Genomic DNA, 16,977 nt, shown 5'->3' with positions numbered 1-16,977 from the left:
TCTGACTGCAACTGAGCAATCAATTAGGATGTAGGTTTCTTTTTTTACTTAAAATCATATAAGAAATTCTTAAAATGAAAGAAATTTCACCGTGATGTAACATGCTAAGATAAAAACGACAGAGCGGGATTAGCCAGAAGACTAGGTTAATTGCTTTTTTACGATCATTCGAGCAAGAGGCAATGCATTTATGGAAGCGTTATCATTAATAGGAGAGGCTGTGAGTTGTATGGTCAAAAGGAAGCTTTTTTTCTTCATCGTTTTCATGTTGACGATAGTAGTTCCTTCCAGCCTGATCGGAATAAGGGCCGCTTATGCGGAGACCTTACCTTATCAGACCATTATCATCGATGACGGGAGCATTAAGATTAATGATGTTGTGACACCTGATGCGGGTAACGAGAACAATGGATATTCGGCTCCAAATTGGACCACAAGCACAGGGGTGAAGGGGTATGATCTTTCAAGCACCCAATATACGAGTACAGCAGGCAGAACGATCGCATGGAATCCACGCTTGGAAGCAGGAACCGCGAAAATATCTTTCTATAAGCTGGATTGGGCGGATAAGGCTGATAGCAATGTGAAAATCGAAATTGTTCATAATGGAACGACGGATGTAGTCTTTATGGATCTAAGACCCTCATCTGGCGCTCCAGCAGGTTGGGTTGATTTGGGAGAGTACTATTTTTCCGGAGTTGGTGAAGAATTCGTTAAATTGACTCGGTCTACCGGCACCACGAACACGATCCTTACGCGTGCGGATGCGGTCAAGTTCGAAGGGAATATAAGGCAGAAAGAACCACATAAGACGATCATCATTGATGATGGAAGCCTCACAATTGATAATGTCGTCACTGTTGATTCAGGCAATGTCAATAACGGGTTCTCCGCTCCTTATTGGACCACAAGCGCAGGAGTGAAGGGATACAATAATTCCAGTTCCAAATACACAGACGCTGTAGGTAGAACGATCACATGGAATCCGCGCTTGGAAGCAGGGACGGCGAGAATATCGTTCTATAAGCTGGATTGGGCGGATAAAGCAGACAGTAATGTGAAAATTGAGATTGTTCATAACGGGATAACGGATGTCAAGTTTATGGATCTAAGACCTTCGTCAGGTCCATCGGTTGGATGGGTGGATCTCGGGGAGTATGAGTTTAGTGGTAATGATAGCGAATTTGTCAGGCTGACTCGAACGCAACCTACGACGGGGACAATTATTACACGGGCCGATGCAGTCAAGTTCGAAGGAAATATCCGACAGCAAGCACCACCGTTGCCCCCGCTGCGGAGCCGCACATTAGCGAATCTCAGTTACACGGAAAAAGGCAGCATCGAAAATGCTAACTATAAGGCGACCTTCTATGAGGCAGCATGGGATGGGGGCAAATCCATCGTTCGTGACATGTTCTACAAGAACACGGACACGGGAAACTGGATGCCGATTAATAATATATCGGAAAGACTTGAGGAGCAATGGGTTTTATTGGATGGGAATGCGGGCAGCCGAACCAATTACTACGATACGATGAACAAACGCTGGATTACATTCGACGAGGTCCATTTTCCAGACAGCCACACGGCGGTATTAACCGATTCTACGCATGGCAGTGATTACGATTTTGAAGTGAACTGGTCCATGGCAGGGGATAAACCAGATGTTTCCTTTGCTTTTACACCTCGCCGCGACGGCAATTATGTTATAGGATATCAGTCCTTCACAACAGAGGCAGTCTCGGGCATCAATGAAGTGTTAAATGGATTCAGGTCCCATGCCAAAATGGTAGGTACGGTGGAATCAACAAGCTTGAGAGAGCTGAGCGCTCCGATGAGCCTGGTTGAGAAAAATGATGGTTCGGGAAATCCATTGACGTATGGTGTTTTTGTACCTTCGGCAGAGCTTCCGATTGAATTTGAACCGACGGGAGGCGTTACGAAACAACGGCTTGGCATGAGCCTAGTCAACAACGAAGGCAGCGTGCAGCCCATCCTGTATGCGCCTCAATTAGGGACTTATTCGCAAATGACCGCAGAAAGCACTTATCAATTTCATATGGGGCTAATCGCTCAAAAAAGCAATCTGTATGAGTCCTACGCGGATATTCTTCGCAATGAGTACGGTTATTCAGCATACCGGGAAAATGTGTCAGATCAATCGCTCACTGACGCGATGTTCAATATGATCGATTTGCTTAAGATTGAGCCGCAAGGGGACGACTCTGTCAATTATGTCCCGTCACCCAGCGGGTGGTGGAGCCGTGCCAAGGGCTTTATTGATATCGAAAACGAGGATAGCGTCCGAACAAGCTCGAATGCGGTTCTTTTGGGGGCTTACTATTTGACTGGGGATGACCAGCTATACGATACGAGAGCACTGCCGTCCGTCCAGTATGGCGTATCGCGAAACGGTATCGGTTGGTCGCCGACCCAGAAGAAAGTTTACGGTGTGCCTTCCTTATGGAAAATGGCTACTCTGCCGTTCGATGTTTCAAGCGTAGCCGCCGTCAATCAGATGATGGGCACTTCGGCAGGAATTGGGGCGCTGGCACAGGAAGAGTACCTCATGCGTGATCCTGACCAGAAAGACCGGGGGCCTGTCATTCAACCCCTGATGATGTATCGTATGACAGGAGAGGCCCAGTATTTGCAGGCTGCCAAGGATGCAGCCGATAGTTATATCTTGCAATATATCGATACGCCTGCAACCGTGGATGTGAGTAAAAATGAGTTCATTTATTATTATAGCAAGCTGTGGATGGAGATCTTGGAGCTATATGAGGAAACTCAAGATCCCAAATATTTGAATGCCGCTTATAAGGAAGCCAAACGGTATGCAACCATGTTCGTTGCTCGTCCAGTTCCTGAAGGAAACGTTACGATTCCGCAGCCAGAGACGTATAATTACGCGGAGTCGTTCCATTGGCCGGAAAGTGGTAAATTTCAATATCCTAGGCTCAAGCTTCCAGAAGATATAGCTGGAGGCGTTCAAGCTGCGAGTTGGCTGGTTTCACCGAGCGGATTGACGTTTGAAGCAGGAAGTACAACCGGCTATTATCGGATGAATGCTCAGGAAGCTCCATTCATGCTGAGATTGTCGCTTTATACAGGGGATAAACTGCTGCAGGATATTGCTCATAATGCGGTTATTGGCCGATATTCCAGTTATCCAGGTTATTACTATAAGGGTTTCGCCGTTAGTCAACTTGAATCAGACTTTCCGCTGGAAGGCCCCAGCGGGGCTACATCCATCTATTACCACCATATTCCGGGGCAGCTTGGGCAAACGATGGATTATTTGATCAGCGAACAATCATTAAAATCGAACGGGAGTATTACATTTCCTTCCGTATTTGAAACGAATTTTTTATGGTTCAAATATCACCTCTATGGGAATAAACCAGGTCAATTTTATGGCAATTCCGACGTTTGGCTTTGGATGCCCAAGGGGATTATTAAGACCAACCATCCTCAATTGAATTGGATAACGGGTGAGAGCGGTGATAAATTCTACATCGGGCTAAGCAATGCATCGTCAGAAGAAATTCAGACTCCGATTGAATTGAATGAACAAATCATTGGATTCAACCCAACACAGGATTATACCGTAACGATCATCCGCGACAATGGTACACCAGAGCAAGCAGTTATGAGTGGCGGAATCATTCAAGCCACGGTTTCAGGCAAGGGCATCACCGCTATCATTGTAGAAGGACTTAACATTGATGTGCCGCTGCATCAGGTTAGAACGGCTGAACCATCGGATGCAAGCTATTTCTTTGATACCCACAGTCCAATTGATGCGGTTAAAGGCATGCTGATGGTTAAACCCGACGAAACGGTCTATGATGCATATGTGCAGGCCAAAACGACGAAACCAGCGACAATCCATTATTCCTTGGATGGCGGGGCTACGTATACAACCGTCCCAGATACGATATACCCGATGGAATGGTCGATACGGGTGAATGATTTATCCCAAACCTTCACGTATTACGTGGAATCAGAGGGGAAACAGACCCGCAAGCGGACACTTTATCTGCCTGATCAGGTTACGGAAACTCCAGTCCAACCCGATGGGCAGGAGAGTTCATCTATCATAGTGGATAATACGGAGGCGGAGACAGAAGGCGTCTGGATAAGGGATACGACGGCTGACAACTATTACTATGATAACTATGTGTATGCCAAATCTACGGCTGGCACAGCGACAAGCAAAATGAGATGGCGGCCTGAGCTGCCGGAAAGTGTCACTTACAGTGTGTATTACAAGATTCCGCAAATCACCGCTGCGAGTGAAAATTGGACAACGAATGCCTCATTTACCGTGTATTACAGCGGAGGCTCCGAGACGGTTACTGTTGATGAGACAGCAGCGAATGGTACTTGGGTTCACCTAGGGGATTATCCTTTTGCTGCAGGCGATAGCGGGTACGTGGAACTAACCAACAAGGCCAACAAGTCTCGGGTCGTTGCCGATGCGATCATGTGGGTGGACGCGAACCAGATACCGCAATTGGAGTCTGCTGTGATCCTGTCTGATCGGAACGAGCTGCAGATGACTCAAACCGCACAGCTGAGCGTAACCGGCTATTTGGATAACGGTTTGATCGGTGATCTAACACAGGCCAATGTACAGTATTTCGTTGATCGTACGGATCTGGCCGAAGTGGATAGCAGTGGCTTGTTGACCCTTCTAAATCTCGATGGGGATACGAATCACATTGAGGTATGGGCCACAGTAACGATTGATGGTGTGACCTTAACCACACCACCTTTGAACATCACGATTAAGGACCTAACGGTTATCGTGGACAGTACAAATACAACTGGGTTGTACACGACAGAAGGGTCTTGGAGTCAAAGCAATTTAGCCGGATACAAAATTGGGGTTAAATCCCGTTACTCAACAGTTGAAGGATCATCCGCAACTTGGAAAGGCCAGTTTCCAGAGGGGAAATATACGGTCTCGATCTACAAGCTCGTCCATACGACGGGTAACGATAATCATGTCAAAGTGGAAGTGAAGCATAAGACGGGTACCGAGGTCACCTATATCGATGCAACGGTCGGCTCATCGGGTTGGGTTAATCTAGGAACGTTCGACTTTACGGGTGACGGCAGCGAGTATGTCCGGTTAACCAGGGTTACGCCTACAACGGTAGACCCGCCAACGCTTCCTGCAGATATGATCTATACGAGGGCTGATGCAGTTATGTTCGAACGGCATTCCGATGATTCGGAGCTGCTTGCAAATGAAGCTCAAGGTGAACCGACACTTTCTGAATAATGGCAGTGAATTGCGAATGGAAGTGGAACTAAGGTAAGTGATGTTAAACAAATGATTGTAAAATAACATAAGAGCCGAGTGGATGAGAACGATCCATTCGGCTTTTTTGTTGAGTAATGGCGTATATCAGTATCTTCAGAAAGGATTCAGTTACAAGAACTCTAGGTTAATCATTAAATTCAACAAATACATGCATATTTCGATCTACTCCTGCGATCCCGGTTGTTTGTTTAATATCCAAAAATTCAAGTCGTTCTTCCCATTCAACTCTTTCATGATCCGATTCATCTGCGTAATATTCAAAAATATACGTTAAGACAAATGCATTAATGGTGGAGACTCCGTTCTTCAATTGTACCCACTCTTGAGGGATAACAACTTGATTCTGCTCAGCTAAGACCGTATTCCCCGAGAAATTGAGAATTAGCTCTTGTCCTTGATTTTTAATTGTCGTTATTTTTTTCTTACCATCCCATGTAATTATTGCTGCGGTTGATTTAAATATATCCTTCACTGGAATATATATCGATTGATACGTCGTTGTAGTTAGCTTGTTGTCATGCGTTACATTTAAGATGGATTTTTTTAGTAAAGGGCTGTACATATTCGCCGCACGTTCATCAAAGGGTAGTTCCCTTGCAGATTGGTCCTTGGCAGATGCAATGGACGCTGAACTGACAACAAAAGTTAATATTAACAATAAAGAAATAGCTCGCTTCATTTCGATGCCCCCTAAAGTAATATGGTTTACATGACATTAACGCTACAAAGCGGATGAATGTTTCTTTTAAATCCAGTTTTTGCAGATTTTACGAGTTGTCTTCAGAGTCGGCTACTTTGCCTGACAGATGGGTTTATTGCACATATAATGAAACGTTTCGAATTTATATTTATAAATAAACCTTGTTAAAATCAACATTTGTAAGCGTTTTATTTTTTTATTTACCGAAATGGTAAATTTATGATAACATATACACGAAACGTTTCGAGTTCATTTGAAGGGAGAAAATCATGAAAAAAATAAAAGTTTTTAGTTTTATTTTAACTTGCTGTCTGTTGGCTAATTTAACTTTAACTTCTATGGTTTCAGCGAAAGACTCAAGCAATCTAAATGGATTTCGAGCAGAATTGAAAGCGATTGCAAATAAGACTTATACGTTTTTTGAGGACTATACAGATCAGAACACCGGCTTGACTTACGATGAAGTACGGCTCACTGAAAACGAGACAGAAGAAGCTAAACGGACTTCGCCCACAAATATCGCAATGTATATGATGAGTACCGTTTCAGCCCAACAATTGGGTATTATTTCAAAGAAAGAAGCTGTACATCGCCTGCAAACGACTTTAAATTCGCTTGAAAAGTTAGAAAAGTGGAACGGACTATTCTATAACTGGTATAACACGGATGACGGTTCAGTGAAGAAAGATTGGGGACAATTTATTTCCCAAGTCGATAATGGCTGGTTATCCGCAGGTTTAATGGTCGTTGGGCAAGCCTATGAAGAACTTCATGGGCAAACAAGCAAGTTGGTTGAAAATATGAATTATACACCGCTATATGATCCTGAAGTCGGTCAATTTCGCGGAGGTTATGATGTGGCTAAAGGCGCGCTGACAGAGCACCATTATGGGATGTTTTATACGGAACCACGCTTAGCCAGCTATATTGCGATTGGGAAAGGTGACGTTCCCCAAGATCATTGGTGGAAGATGTATCGCACCTTGCCTCAAGAATGGGATTGGCAAGCTCAGATTCCCCAAGGCAAATCCGTTAAGTACGATGGAGTGGATGTGTTTGAAGGAAGTTATGTATACAAGGATAAAAAGTTCGTGCCAAGCTGGGGAGGCAGTATGTTTGAGGCTCTTATGCCTGGTATGGTCATAAAGGAAAAAGAACTGGGTACTCAAGCTTTGGGCTTGAACAACCAACGTCATGTCGAATTGCAAATCGAATATGCCAAAGAAAAAGGGTATGCCGCATGGGGCTTTTCACCTTCTGCAACTCCGACAGGTTACAGTGAGTTTGCAGCAACGCCGTTAGGTACCTCAGGTTACAAAGATGGAGCAACGGTAACAGCACACGCAACATTCCTTGCCCTGGATTATGCTCCTGAAGCTGTTCGAAAGAACATCAAAGCTTTAAAGAACTTCAAAATGGTTGGCAAATACGGGTTCTATGACTCCGTTAATGTTGAAACTGGTGAAATTGCCAAGGCCTATTTGGCACTGGATCAAGGGATGATTATGGTGTCGATCGCTAACTATCTTCAAGATGGCGTTATACGCGATTATTTTCACAGTGATGTGATAGGGCAGACGCCAGAAGAATTATTGAAAAAAGAAGTTTTTTCCATTCAATAAAGGGTTGCTTTAGATTAGAGCAAGTTCACTCAACGGAATGGGACGAAGATAAAAGGATGGGCGGAACGAAGCAGGGTATCGGCATGCTTCGTTCCGTTTTTGCGTTTACCATTGATAATGAAGTCGTAGATCGATTGGATTATGAAATTTACGTTGCAGGTGCTGGCGAAGACAGGGTGATCCCCCGATCACCGATGAAAATATCGTATCCGGAAAAAGAAAAGGTATTCACAACGGCGATTTTAAGACTTACGTTGTGGTGCATAAGCGCAAAGAAAGACGCGTACGCCTTCAGTGATAATACGTTGAGTTTGTTCCTCCTCTAATATTCCGATTTTTCCCGGTTGATTGAATACCAATAAAAACGTTAATGCAGCGAAGTGCTTTGCAGCCATTTTAGGGTCAATCACATCGAGCAATCCGTTTTGTCCAAAAGCTGTAAACCTCCTGATAATCCCCTCTTCAGTTGCGTTATCCAGCCTTTCAAAAAACGAGTCTGGCAGGTTGGCAGCTTCCACCATAACCAGACGAATCAAAGCCTTGTAATCGGACGAACCATTCGCACAAGCTACGATTTGTTCACAAAATAAGATGAGCGCCTGCTCAAGATCCTCGAATTCCAGGAGGTGGTCTGAAATCCCTTGCTCAATCATATCCAGAACCGCCGAACTGGATTCTTCAACAACGGCAAGCAGTAGGTTCTGTTTGTCGCCATAATAATCATAAACTGTCCGTTTGGAAACTCCCGCTTTAGTTGCGACCGCATCGACGCTGGAACGATCAAACCCTTCTGAAAGAAACAGCTCTCGTGCCGCCGCAATTATTTTAGCTCGTTTTTCTGAAGAGCCTTTGCGGATTTTCTTATTTTCCGTATTATCCATTCTTACGTTTCCCCCTGTATAGGTATACTTTCAGAAATTGATTAGAGCCCTGCTTTACAAATTACACTGTACGGTGTAGTGTAACAAATGTAGCATATCAAATCAATGATCAAGGAGGTTTTTATCCATGAATACCATACCGTCTGTTGTTGATGTTCTCATTGTCGGGGCCGGACCCACAGGGCTTACACTTGCCTGCGAACTTGCCCGTCGAAACGTCAACCATCGTATTATTGATCGAAGCACCGTGTATAACGTTGCATCTCGCGCCAAAGGAATCCAGCCTCGCTCGCTTGAAGTCGTCGATGATTTGGAAGCCGTTCACTACATTGTTGATACAGGTGTTGTGGACTTACCTGTTCGTTATTATACCGCAGATGGCAGAAGTGTGGAGAAGCCGACTATTACCGTTGCAGCCAGCGCCGAACTTGAGACACCCTATCGTGATCCGGTCTGGATTGCTCAATTTGATGTGGAAAAAGCGTTGCGCGACCGATATGCAGTATTTGGCGGTCAAATTGAGTTGGGCATGGAAGCTGTAGGGCTTGTTCAGGATGTGGATGGTGTATCGGTAACCGTGAATACACCACAAGGAGAAGAGCAAATTCGTGCTCTTTATGTAGTCGGCGCTGACGGGGGCAAAAGCAATATCCGCAAATTTATTCACTTACCGTTGGTTGGGGAAACACATGATCATGAGCGATGGTATCTTGGCGATGTACGATTGGAAGGGTTAGATCGTGACCATATTCATATCTGGACTTCTTCGGAGGGGATGGTCGGGGTGACACCGCTGCCGAAATCCGATATTTGGCAGCTGCAGGCTACAATTCCGGCAGACATTGAAGAACCAGAACAGCCGTCGTTAGAGGTGTATCAGGCTATGTTTGACCGTCGCGCCGGGGCCGGACGTGTTCAGCTCACGGATGCTTCCTGGCTGTCCATCTACCGCGTCAACGTTCGTATGGTTGAATGTTACCGCAATGGCCGGGTCTTCCTTGCCGGTGATGCTGCTCATGTTCATTCTCCGGCCGGCGGTCAAGGCATGAATACGGGGATTCAGGACGCATACAACCTCGGCTGGAAGCTGGCGGCTGTCATACGCGGAGCGGACACCGCCTTGCTCGACACGTACGATGAAGAGCGCCGCCCAGTGGCTCAAGCCGTGCTCAAAGACAGCACAAAGAAGATGGGAGGCGTCATAGGAACGGCGACAGAAGGCGGAGGGTTGTCCCAATCCTTGAGCACCATATCCGACGATCTGACGAGCGGGCTTCTCATTTCCTATCGGTCTAGTTCGCTTACCCGTCCGTCTGCTCGAACAAATGCTACCCGTTCACTTCCTGGAGATCGTGCTCCTAATGCTACGGGACTGCAAGGCACCGGGTTTGCAGGAAATGTCTTTGACCTCTTGCGCGGCCCACACTGGACGCTTTTGGCTTTTACAAACTACATCGATCCTTCTCTGAAGAACTTTACCAACGACGAACTCCATTTGCATTATATCCTGCCATCGAAGGTGGAGGCGTTGGAAGGCATAATAGACACAGCAGGCAATGCCTATCGAATTTACGATGTCGCAAGTAAAGAACTTGTATTGATTCGTCCTGACGGTTATATCGCACTGCGCACCTCCCTTGATGATATCGCATCGATCCTGAATTACTTGATTTTGTGTGGCATATCATAGGATCGAACGACCCAAGGCTCTGCCAGAGTCATGCCGAATTGCTTTGCGATGGGCGAGGCCGCAGGTGCGGCTGCGGCAATTCTGGCGGAGAAAGGCTCACGCCAAACACGCTAGTGACCATCTGGAAATAAATCAAAAATTAGTGATGCCCACCAGCTCCATAAATTGTGAGAGAGCACTTGTCATGTACGAGTCACGTCGTCTTATAAACACCGTGGGCACTTTTCCATACGATTCCGGTAATGGATGACAGCTGATTTTCCCCTGCTCTATGCGTGATTCAACCATAGACACGGGTAAAACAGTGACTCCTAGCCCGTTCTCGACACATTTAAGAACACCCTCTAGTGTGCCGTATTCCATGACCTTCATAGAAGCATAACCATTATCCTCTAGCCATCGCTGCCAGCGTCCCAAATAGATGCAATGCGCGAATGACGAAAGCAGTGGTTCATGTAAAATCGATTCTAATTGAAAGGGCTCGGGAGAGAAACTCGTAATCAAAACTAGAGATTCTTCAAACACAGGGTATTCAACAATCTCCGGATGAAGAATGGGTCCATCCACAAATGCACCGTCTACCTTATATTCGAGAATGGTACTTACTTGATCTACGGTAGGTGCCATATATAAGCTTAATTCTACTTGTGGAAATTTCTTGTGATATTGTGTGAAGATCAATGGCAATCGTGTAGAAGCAGTTGACTCCATAGCTCCAATGCGCAAGGTTCCCCGCGGGGCAGAAGAAAGTTTAACTGCCTCAATCGCTTCCTCGAAATCATAGAGCAACTTGTTTACATGCGGCAACAGCTCACGTCCTGCAGGCGTTAAGGATACCTTTTTATGATATCGATATAACAGAGGAACGCCCAATTCTTGCTCAAGACGTTGTATTCGTGCAGTAACGTTGGACTGTACATAATTCAATTTCTCAGCAGCCTTGGTGATGCTTTGTTCAATGGCTACTGCCTTAAACACTTCCAAAGACCTAATATCCAAAACAGCCCTCTCCTTTTGCATCACATATTATGATGATCTATATACTTTTATTTGATTTTACGTGATGCATCATAGCATGTAAACTTAATGAATCAGAGGGATTAACACCATTGCCAATGGGTTGAAAAAGGAGTGTTTAATATGAGTTACCAACCTATTAATTTTGAAGAGAAATTATCTAAGTTCAATGAACATTGGTCTCCGAAAGTTATTGGTGAAATGAATGATTATCAGTTTAAATTGGTTAAAATCAAAGGAGATTTTGTATGGCACGATCATCAAGATACCGATGAGGTATTTATCGTGATCAAAGGGGAGATGTTTATCTATTTCCGCGATGGCCAAGTAAAGATTTCCCAAGGGGAGATGTTTATTGTACCAAGAGGAGTCGAACACAAAACGTTTGCTCAACAGGAATGTCATATCATGATGGTTGAGCCTAGGGGCGTAGTAAACACTGGCGAGACAGAGTCAGAATTAACAGCAGTCAATGATATTTGGATCTAATGAAGTTGATGAAACAACACAAACATACTGTCAGGATACAAGAATAATGTTCCATTGAAAGTCGCTAATGCAGCGGCTTTTTTTATGGAATTAAGAGCTTGTTGCGAGGTGAAGAAAGTATAACCGAAATGAACGATTACATAGCCATTATATATGGAAGGATTTGAATATATCCATTGCGAAAAGGATTGGCTATAATGCAATACGTTACGGAAAACACTATTCTAAATCCTTCTGTGTGGAAAATGGTTACCGTGACAGCTCTTCTGTGGGATATATCATTCACAATGCTTCTAAAAGATTACGAAGGTGAAGCAATCCTGGAGGAATTACCGATTGTAACGAGAAGAATTTGGATGTTGATAACATTCGTTATTTTGATGGGGCCACTTTACTATGGGCTGTTCAGATATTCTTTTTCATAAATGGTGCCCGTAACCTCCACAATTTTATTTGTCCATCCAAGAAAGCTTGCTTAGAAATATCTGGAAACCCCTTTTCAATAATATCTGTAGAACCGATAATCGCATCTAACTTTCCTCTTTTCAAAAAATCATTTCTTGTATTTTCTCACCAGTATGATTCCAATAGACAAGATTTTAAATTACATAGGTAAGATTGACGGAATTAGACCCATGATCATTGCGTTAGTAATGCTATCAACAGTATTTTATACTGTTCCTTTACATGGGTTTCAGGCATAATTAGAACTCCTTTTATCTATTTTTTTCATCATAGAATGTGACGTAGCGTCCCCCGCAAAATGAAAAGCCTCTACACCCTTGACTTTCCCCTGCACGGGAAACTGTATACTCGCATTATGTTATAGATTGGAGATGATATTTTGTTCAAAATCAGTGTGTTTTCCAGGCTAAGCAAGGTCTCTTTAAAAACACTGCGCTATTATGACCAGATTGGCATACTTAAGCCGAGAAAAGTGGATCACGATACGGGTTATCGTTACTATTCCGCAGATCAGCTTCTTGAGCTCAACCGAATCTTGATCTATAAGGAATTGGGTTTCACCTTGCCCCAAATTACACAGTTGCTCCAGGAAGAAATTACATTGGAGAATATTCAAGGCATGTTTAGGTTGAAAAGAAGCGAAATCCAACAAATCATCGATACAGAACAAGCCAAACTTGTCAGGATTGAGGAGCGTATGAAGCTTATAGAAGAAGAGGGACAGGTCGAAACAGGTCAAGAGATCCGAATCAAAGCAGAAGGTGCTCAGCCGTTTCTTTTTCAGAAAGCATGCGGCAGAGAAGAGGACATTCCGACTTTGTTTCGTAAGTTTGATCAGTTCGTAACAAAGGAAATTCGCCAATGGATTCAAGGTCCTCAGGTTGTGTTGTGGAGAGACATTGACGGAAAAGAGGATGAGTTTGAGTTCGAAGTTGGTTATTTTTTAACCTGTGAGCTGCAATCATTCCCGGAGCCGTTTCAACTGCGGACTCTTCCTCCTGAACCGATGATGGCTACGATGGCTTTTCATTCAAATTCCAAGTTTGATGGGGCGGCCTGTGTTCATCTGGCGAAATGGATTGAGAAAAACAACTATCAGATCAAGGAAGATGAATCGGGTAGGGAACTATATTTGCCGTTATCTCCAGAACAAGAGGCACAATTTATCGAAATCCAAATTCCAATACGAAATAGATAACTGAAGAAGGTGGAGTGGAATACATTGAAAAATAAAGGAATCATCTATGTCCTGGCACTGGCTGTTTTTCTGATTGGAACCATTGAATACATTATTACTGGAGTCATTGAAATGATCGCTGCGGACTTGCAAGTATCTACTTCCGAAGCAGGGTTGCTGGTGACCGTGTTTGCTCTCGCAGCGGCCATAATTGCTCCGATATTGATTGCATTAACCATAAATATGGATCGCAAGAAGTTGCTGATGGCTACCCTCAGTGTATTTATTGCCAGCAACGGACTAATGCTCGTCGATCTTACCTATGAAACGATACTTTGGGTACGAATGATTCAAGGGGCTAGTGGTGGAATGGCTACCGTTGTAGCTATGGCAGTAGCGACACGACTCGTGGAAAAAGAAAAACGTGGCAATGCCATTGGTATCATTTTGATGGGGCTTAGCAGCTCGCTAGTGCTCGGTGTTCCCATAGGCACATTTTTTAGTGAGATGTTTGGATGGAGAGCTCTATTTGTTTTCATCGGTTTGTTAAGTGTTCTTCCGTTACTGATCATCTATAAAAAGATTCCGGCAATCAAAGAAGAAGAAAAGGTTACCCTCACCATGCAGCTTACCATTTTAAAAAATCCAACCATTCTGACTGCCTTGGTTATTACGTTATTGTATGTTGGCGGTTATGCTACACTGTTTACCTATATTACGCCTTTCTTGCAAGCTACATCCTCTCTGTCCATGGCCGAAATAAGCGGTGTTCTGTTTCTGGCGGGGATTTGCAGCTTTGTCGGATCAAAAGTGGGCGGGCAATTGGCAGATGCAAAGGGGTCAAAGTTTACCATTGGCCTCGGACTGATGTTACAGGGCGTGACTCTTCTTTTATTCGCTCTAGCGGGTGTGCATCTGGTGGTTCTACTCTTGGTGTTAATGATTTTTATGTTAGCCACGTGGAGCATTTCCCCTGCCCAGCAACTATATCTGGTTACTCTAGCACCACGAAATCCGGATATTGCCCTTAGCGTAAATACGTCGTTTATCCAATTTGGTTTTGCACTGGGATCTGGATTAGGAGGGCTCGTCATCCGTCATACATCTGTTCTGTATTTGAATTGGCTGGGTTTTGCCGCTGTAAGCATAGCTTTTCTTTTTGCCATCGTATTATTCAAAAAAATGAGCAGTTCTAATCTCAACTCTAAAGGGGTTTCTTTATAGTCAGGGGCTGGAGCGGAACAGTTTCGAACCAGGAATTGAATAACGTTTGGCAACATTATGTATTTGTAGCGCGTCCATATAAGTAAGCACTTTAAAGGGGAGGATTATAATCAAAGTAAAATATTTGCATTGTATTCTCAGCATTATACTGATTTTTCTAACATCAGCTTGCTACAGCAAAGTGACTAGCACAGGTTCACAGGATGATCTTATTGAAGCCTATCGTGTAGCGTTGGATGAATTGATTTCATATGATACAGTTCTTAATACCAATATGGAGTACATTTCCCTGGTTTGGAATGAGGGAGTTACTTTAAAAAGCTCTGATAAGCAAGTCATTGAGGAATCCCTGCAAAAAGAATATAACGTAACGATGTACAACTACACTTATGAACAATTAATAGAGGAGAAGTTATATGCCCAGCAGAAAACTACGCTAAGAGGCATTCTTTTAACGATTGAAAAGCAGCAGCAATCTAACAACCCAGATGAGATGACGATTGAGGTCAGTAAGTATCGTGCAAACGAAGGAGCAGTCGCTTTAGACATGAAACTAGCTTGTCAGGAAGGGCAATGGAAGGTCGTTGAATATGGAATGATCAGAGAAAGTTAGGGAACAACTAATTTCCCCATTCAATAGTGGGTAACCAACACAAAGAACACTTCGAACTGCATTAGCTGCTTATGACAAATAATAAAGAGCATGTGTGTATGAATACGAAGGTAAAATCGCTACTTTAGCGGCTTTTTTATTTGAATCAAGTCAGCAATCAGGCACTATGATTTTATTCCTTTATATATAGGTAAAGCAGATAAAAAAGAGGGGAAGCATGCAATCATAAGTTGTACAAAATACTCCCCATTTGCAAGGAACCGTTATGGTGTCGAATTTGCATTGTAGTACAATACCAGATTGCCATCATGTATAGTTATATCCACTTTAGACGTTGTATAAAGTGTTTTCTGAATGGAGACAGTATGAAAACGGAAGGTGGATGAGAAATGTACCGTTTGTTCATGTTGTTACCCTTTATTTTTTTATTGATTACACCATTACATTCTTATGCTTCCCCTGTTTCTGAAGATCCTCTTATAAATGATCTCCGTAAAGGAGGGTATATCCTTTATGTTCGTCATGGGGAAGCAACTTTAGGAGAGGATCAACAAGATCTTAGTCTAACGGATTGTTCCACTCAAAGGAATTTAAGTGCTAGAGGTATGGATCAAGCAAAGAAGTATGGTGAAGCCATTCGAAAGCTCCATATACCCGTTACTTTTCCAGTTGAATCGAGTCCACTTTGTAGAACTGTGCAAACTGCGGAAGCTGCTTTTGGCAAACCCAATGTAACTGTAAATGAATTTTGGATGAACATATACGAACTAAGCAAGAACATCAATACAGAGGATGCACAGAATATCATTCAAGCCTTTACAAATGAAGTTGAACGTATAACTCCTAATACATCCAATAGGGTTATCATAGCTCACTCTTTTCCACAGGATATGGGTTTAGGGGACATTCCATATATGGGGACAGTAATATTAAATCCGCTGGGAAATCATATGGGGTATGAGATCGTTAAAAGGTTGACTCTGGAGGATGTACTACGTCTAGCTGAGATGCAGTAGTTTAAACTGTTGGATACAGCACAATCTGTTCAGGACAAAATGATACCGTGAAAGTTTCACATTACCTAAATCATATGAGATTCAAAGGAATTTACTGAGGCATTCAAATCTTACAGGAAGCATATGATTGATTACAAACTGCGGTGCCGAATAAGGTACCGTAGTTTCTTTGTTTTGCGATTCGAGCGTAACATGGTTGGGCTGATAATGGAAATTAACTTCCAGTAGCACTGATCAAATTGGAATATAGCTATAGATGATCTCGTTTTAATCGGATAATATAATCTTAAAAGGGGGGGGGGAGAAGTCGATAATGATAAGTTCATTGATAAATTCATTGAGTTTATTGAAGCTAATGGCCTTAACGCTTTCCACTCGAATTTGAAAGGATCTTTATTTTGAGAAAAACAATTAATTATGTTCTTTTGTTAATGATTATCTGGGTAGCATTACTGTATCCTTTTCGTTCTGCTTGGTTTGTAGGTGCAAATCAGATTGCTGAAGATCTTCATGGAGTATATTTACTTTTCTTGTTCTTTGGATATCTTATTTGTTCATCTGGTATGGGACTTATTCTTGGCAAGATGTTTTTTAAACGAAAAGAACAGTAATAACAAAAAATATCGTTCGATAGAAAGCGTGACTTTTGTCCGTCGCAAAGTCATTTACGTGTCACTACCCTTTAGCCGTATTGCAAAGCTAGTAATTCCGTACATAAGATCTTCTGCAAGGAAAGTAATTGTCTTCG

General features: G+C 43.3%; 12 protein-coding genes and 1 pseudogene. 10 read left to right on the top strand and 3 right to left on the bottom strand.

Features of this window, described 5'->3' with window-relative positions:
• Positions 1-229: 229 nt before the first annotated feature.
• Positions 230-5,293, top strand: a complete 5,064-nt coding sequence (locus BMY78_RS12960; protein WP_090899038.1) for a golvesin C-terminal-like domain-containing protein — start codon at positions 230-232, stop codon at positions 5,291-5,293.
• Positions 5,294-5,459: 166 nt separating this feature from the next.
• On the opposite strand, the gene BMY78_RS12955 is transcribed toward BMY78_RS12960, so the two are convergent.
• The gene (locus BMY78_RS12955) at positions 5,460-6,014 is read right to left on the bottom strand and encodes a stalk domain-containing protein (RefSeq protein ID WP_090899035.1); all 555 of its coding nucleotides are present in this window, start codon (positions 6,012-6,014) and stop codon (positions 5,460-5,462) included.
• Between the two features lie 290 nt (positions 6,015-6,304).
• Between BMY78_RS12955 and BMY78_RS12950 the strand changes: the two genes are divergently transcribed.
• Complete coding sequence (locus tag BMY78_RS12950; protein ID WP_090899032.1) at positions 6,305-7,657, top strand: glucoamylase family protein; 1,353 nt, start codon at positions 6,305-6,307, stop codon at positions 7,655-7,657.
• A 242-nt stretch (positions 7,658-7,899) separates the two neighbouring features.
• On the opposite strand, the gene BMY78_RS12945 is transcribed toward BMY78_RS12950, so the two are convergent.
• Positions 7,900-8,538 carry a TetR/AcrR family transcriptional regulator gene (locus BMY78_RS12945; protein WP_090899029.1) on the bottom strand — a complete coding sequence of 213 codons (639 nt, stop codon included), beginning with the start codon at positions 8,536-8,538 and terminating at the stop codon, positions 7,900-7,902.
• 127 nt (positions 8,539-8,665) lie between these two features.
• Here BMY78_RS12945 and BMY78_RS12940 point away from each other — a divergent pair, with 127 nt between their 5' ends.
• Both BMY78_RS12940 and BMY78_RS33285 read left to right on the top strand, forming a co-directional pair.
• Positions 8,666-10,228 carry an FAD-dependent monooxygenase gene (locus BMY78_RS12940; protein ID WP_256222091.1) on the top strand — a complete coding sequence of 521 codons (1,563 nt, stop codon included), beginning with the start codon at positions 8,666-8,668 and terminating at the stop codon, positions 10,226-10,228.
• Positions 10,229-10,324: pseudogene (locus BMY78_RS33285) on the top strand (FAD-dependent oxidoreductase); the annotation flags it as partial.
• Between the two features lie 36 nt (positions 10,325-10,360).
• Here BMY78_RS33285 and BMY78_RS12935 read toward each other — a convergent pair.
• Positions 10,361-11,227 carry a LysR family transcriptional regulator gene (locus BMY78_RS12935; protein WP_090899027.1) on the bottom strand — a complete coding sequence of 289 codons (867 nt, stop codon included), beginning with the start codon at positions 11,225-11,227 and terminating at the stop codon, positions 10,361-10,363.
• A 141-nt stretch (positions 11,228-11,368) separates the two neighbouring features.
• Here BMY78_RS12935 and BMY78_RS12930 point away from each other — a divergent pair, with 141 nt between their 5' ends.
• The 6 genes from BMY78_RS12930 to BMY78_RS12900 all read left to right on the top strand — a co-directional run bounded on the left by BMY78_RS12930 (position 11,369) and on the right by BMY78_RS12900 (position 16,840).
• Positions 11,369-11,734 (top strand): cupin domain-containing protein, encoded by a 366-nt coding sequence (locus BMY78_RS12930; protein ID WP_090899025.1) that lies wholly within the window; start codon positions 11,369-11,371, stop codon positions 11,732-11,734.
• 844 nt (positions 11,735-12,578) lie between these two features.
• A complete protein-coding gene (locus BMY78_RS12920; RefSeq protein ID WP_090899019.1) occupies positions 12,579-13,397 on the top strand; it encodes a MerR family transcriptional regulator in 819 nt (272 codons plus the stop codon).
• A gap of 24 nt (positions 13,398-13,421) precedes the next feature.
• Positions 13,422-14,600, top strand: coding sequence for an MFS transporter (locus tag BMY78_RS12915; protein ID WP_090899016.1), 1,179 nt, complete (start codon positions 13,422-13,424; stop codon positions 14,598-14,600).
• Between the two features lie 181 nt (positions 14,601-14,781).
• A complete protein-coding gene (locus BMY78_RS12910) occupies positions 14,782-15,213 on the top strand; it encodes a hypothetical protein (protein ID WP_143067031.1) in 432 nt (143 codons plus the stop codon).
• A 389-nt stretch (positions 15,214-15,602) separates the two neighbouring features.
• The gene (locus BMY78_RS12905) at positions 15,603-16,229 is read left to right on the top strand and encodes a histidine phosphatase family protein (RefSeq protein WP_256222090.1); all 627 of its coding nucleotides are present in this window, start codon (positions 15,603-15,605) and stop codon (positions 16,227-16,229) included.
• Between the two features lie 398 nt (positions 16,230-16,627).
• Positions 16,628-16,840 (top strand): hypothetical protein, encoded by a 213-nt coding sequence (locus BMY78_RS12900; RefSeq protein WP_090899010.1) that lies wholly within the window; start codon positions 16,628-16,630, stop codon positions 16,838-16,840.
• The last annotated feature ends 137 nt before the right edge of the window (positions 16,841-16,977 follow it).

This window comes from Paenibacillus sp. OK076, assembly GCF_900110055.1.
GTDB lineage: Bacteria > Bacillota > Bacilli > Paenibacillales > Paenibacillaceae > Paenibacillus.
The sequence above is the reverse complement of the archived record's forward strand: the minus strand, read 5'-3'. Positions and strand labels throughout refer to the sequence as shown.

Coding starts and splice junctions, on each gene's coding strand:
- BMY78_RS12960 (WP_090899038.1), top strand. CDS start 230: ATGGTCAAAAGGAAGCTTTTTTTCTTCATCGTTTTCATGTTGACGATA.
- BMY78_RS12955 (WP_090899035.1), bottom strand. CDS start 6,014: ATGAAGCGAGCTATTTCTTTATTGTTAATATTAACTTTTGTTGTCAGT.
- BMY78_RS12950 (WP_090899032.1), top strand. CDS start 6,305: ATGAAAAAAATAAAAGTTTTTAGTTTTATTTTAACTTGCTGTCTGTTG.
- BMY78_RS12945 (WP_090899029.1), bottom strand. CDS start 8,538: ATGGATAATACGGAAAATAAGAAAATCCGCAAAGGCTCTTCAGAAAAA.
- BMY78_RS12940 (WP_256222091.1), top strand. CDS start 8,666: ATGAATACCATACCGTCTGTTGTTGATGTTCTCATTGTCGGGGCCGGA.
- BMY78_RS12930 (WP_090899025.1), top strand. CDS start 11,369: ATGAGTTACCAACCTATTAATTTTGAAGAGAAATTATCTAAGTTCAAT.
- BMY78_RS12905 (WP_256222090.1), top strand. CDS start 15,603: ATGTACCGTTTGTTCATGTTGTTACCCTTTATTTTTTTATTGATTACA.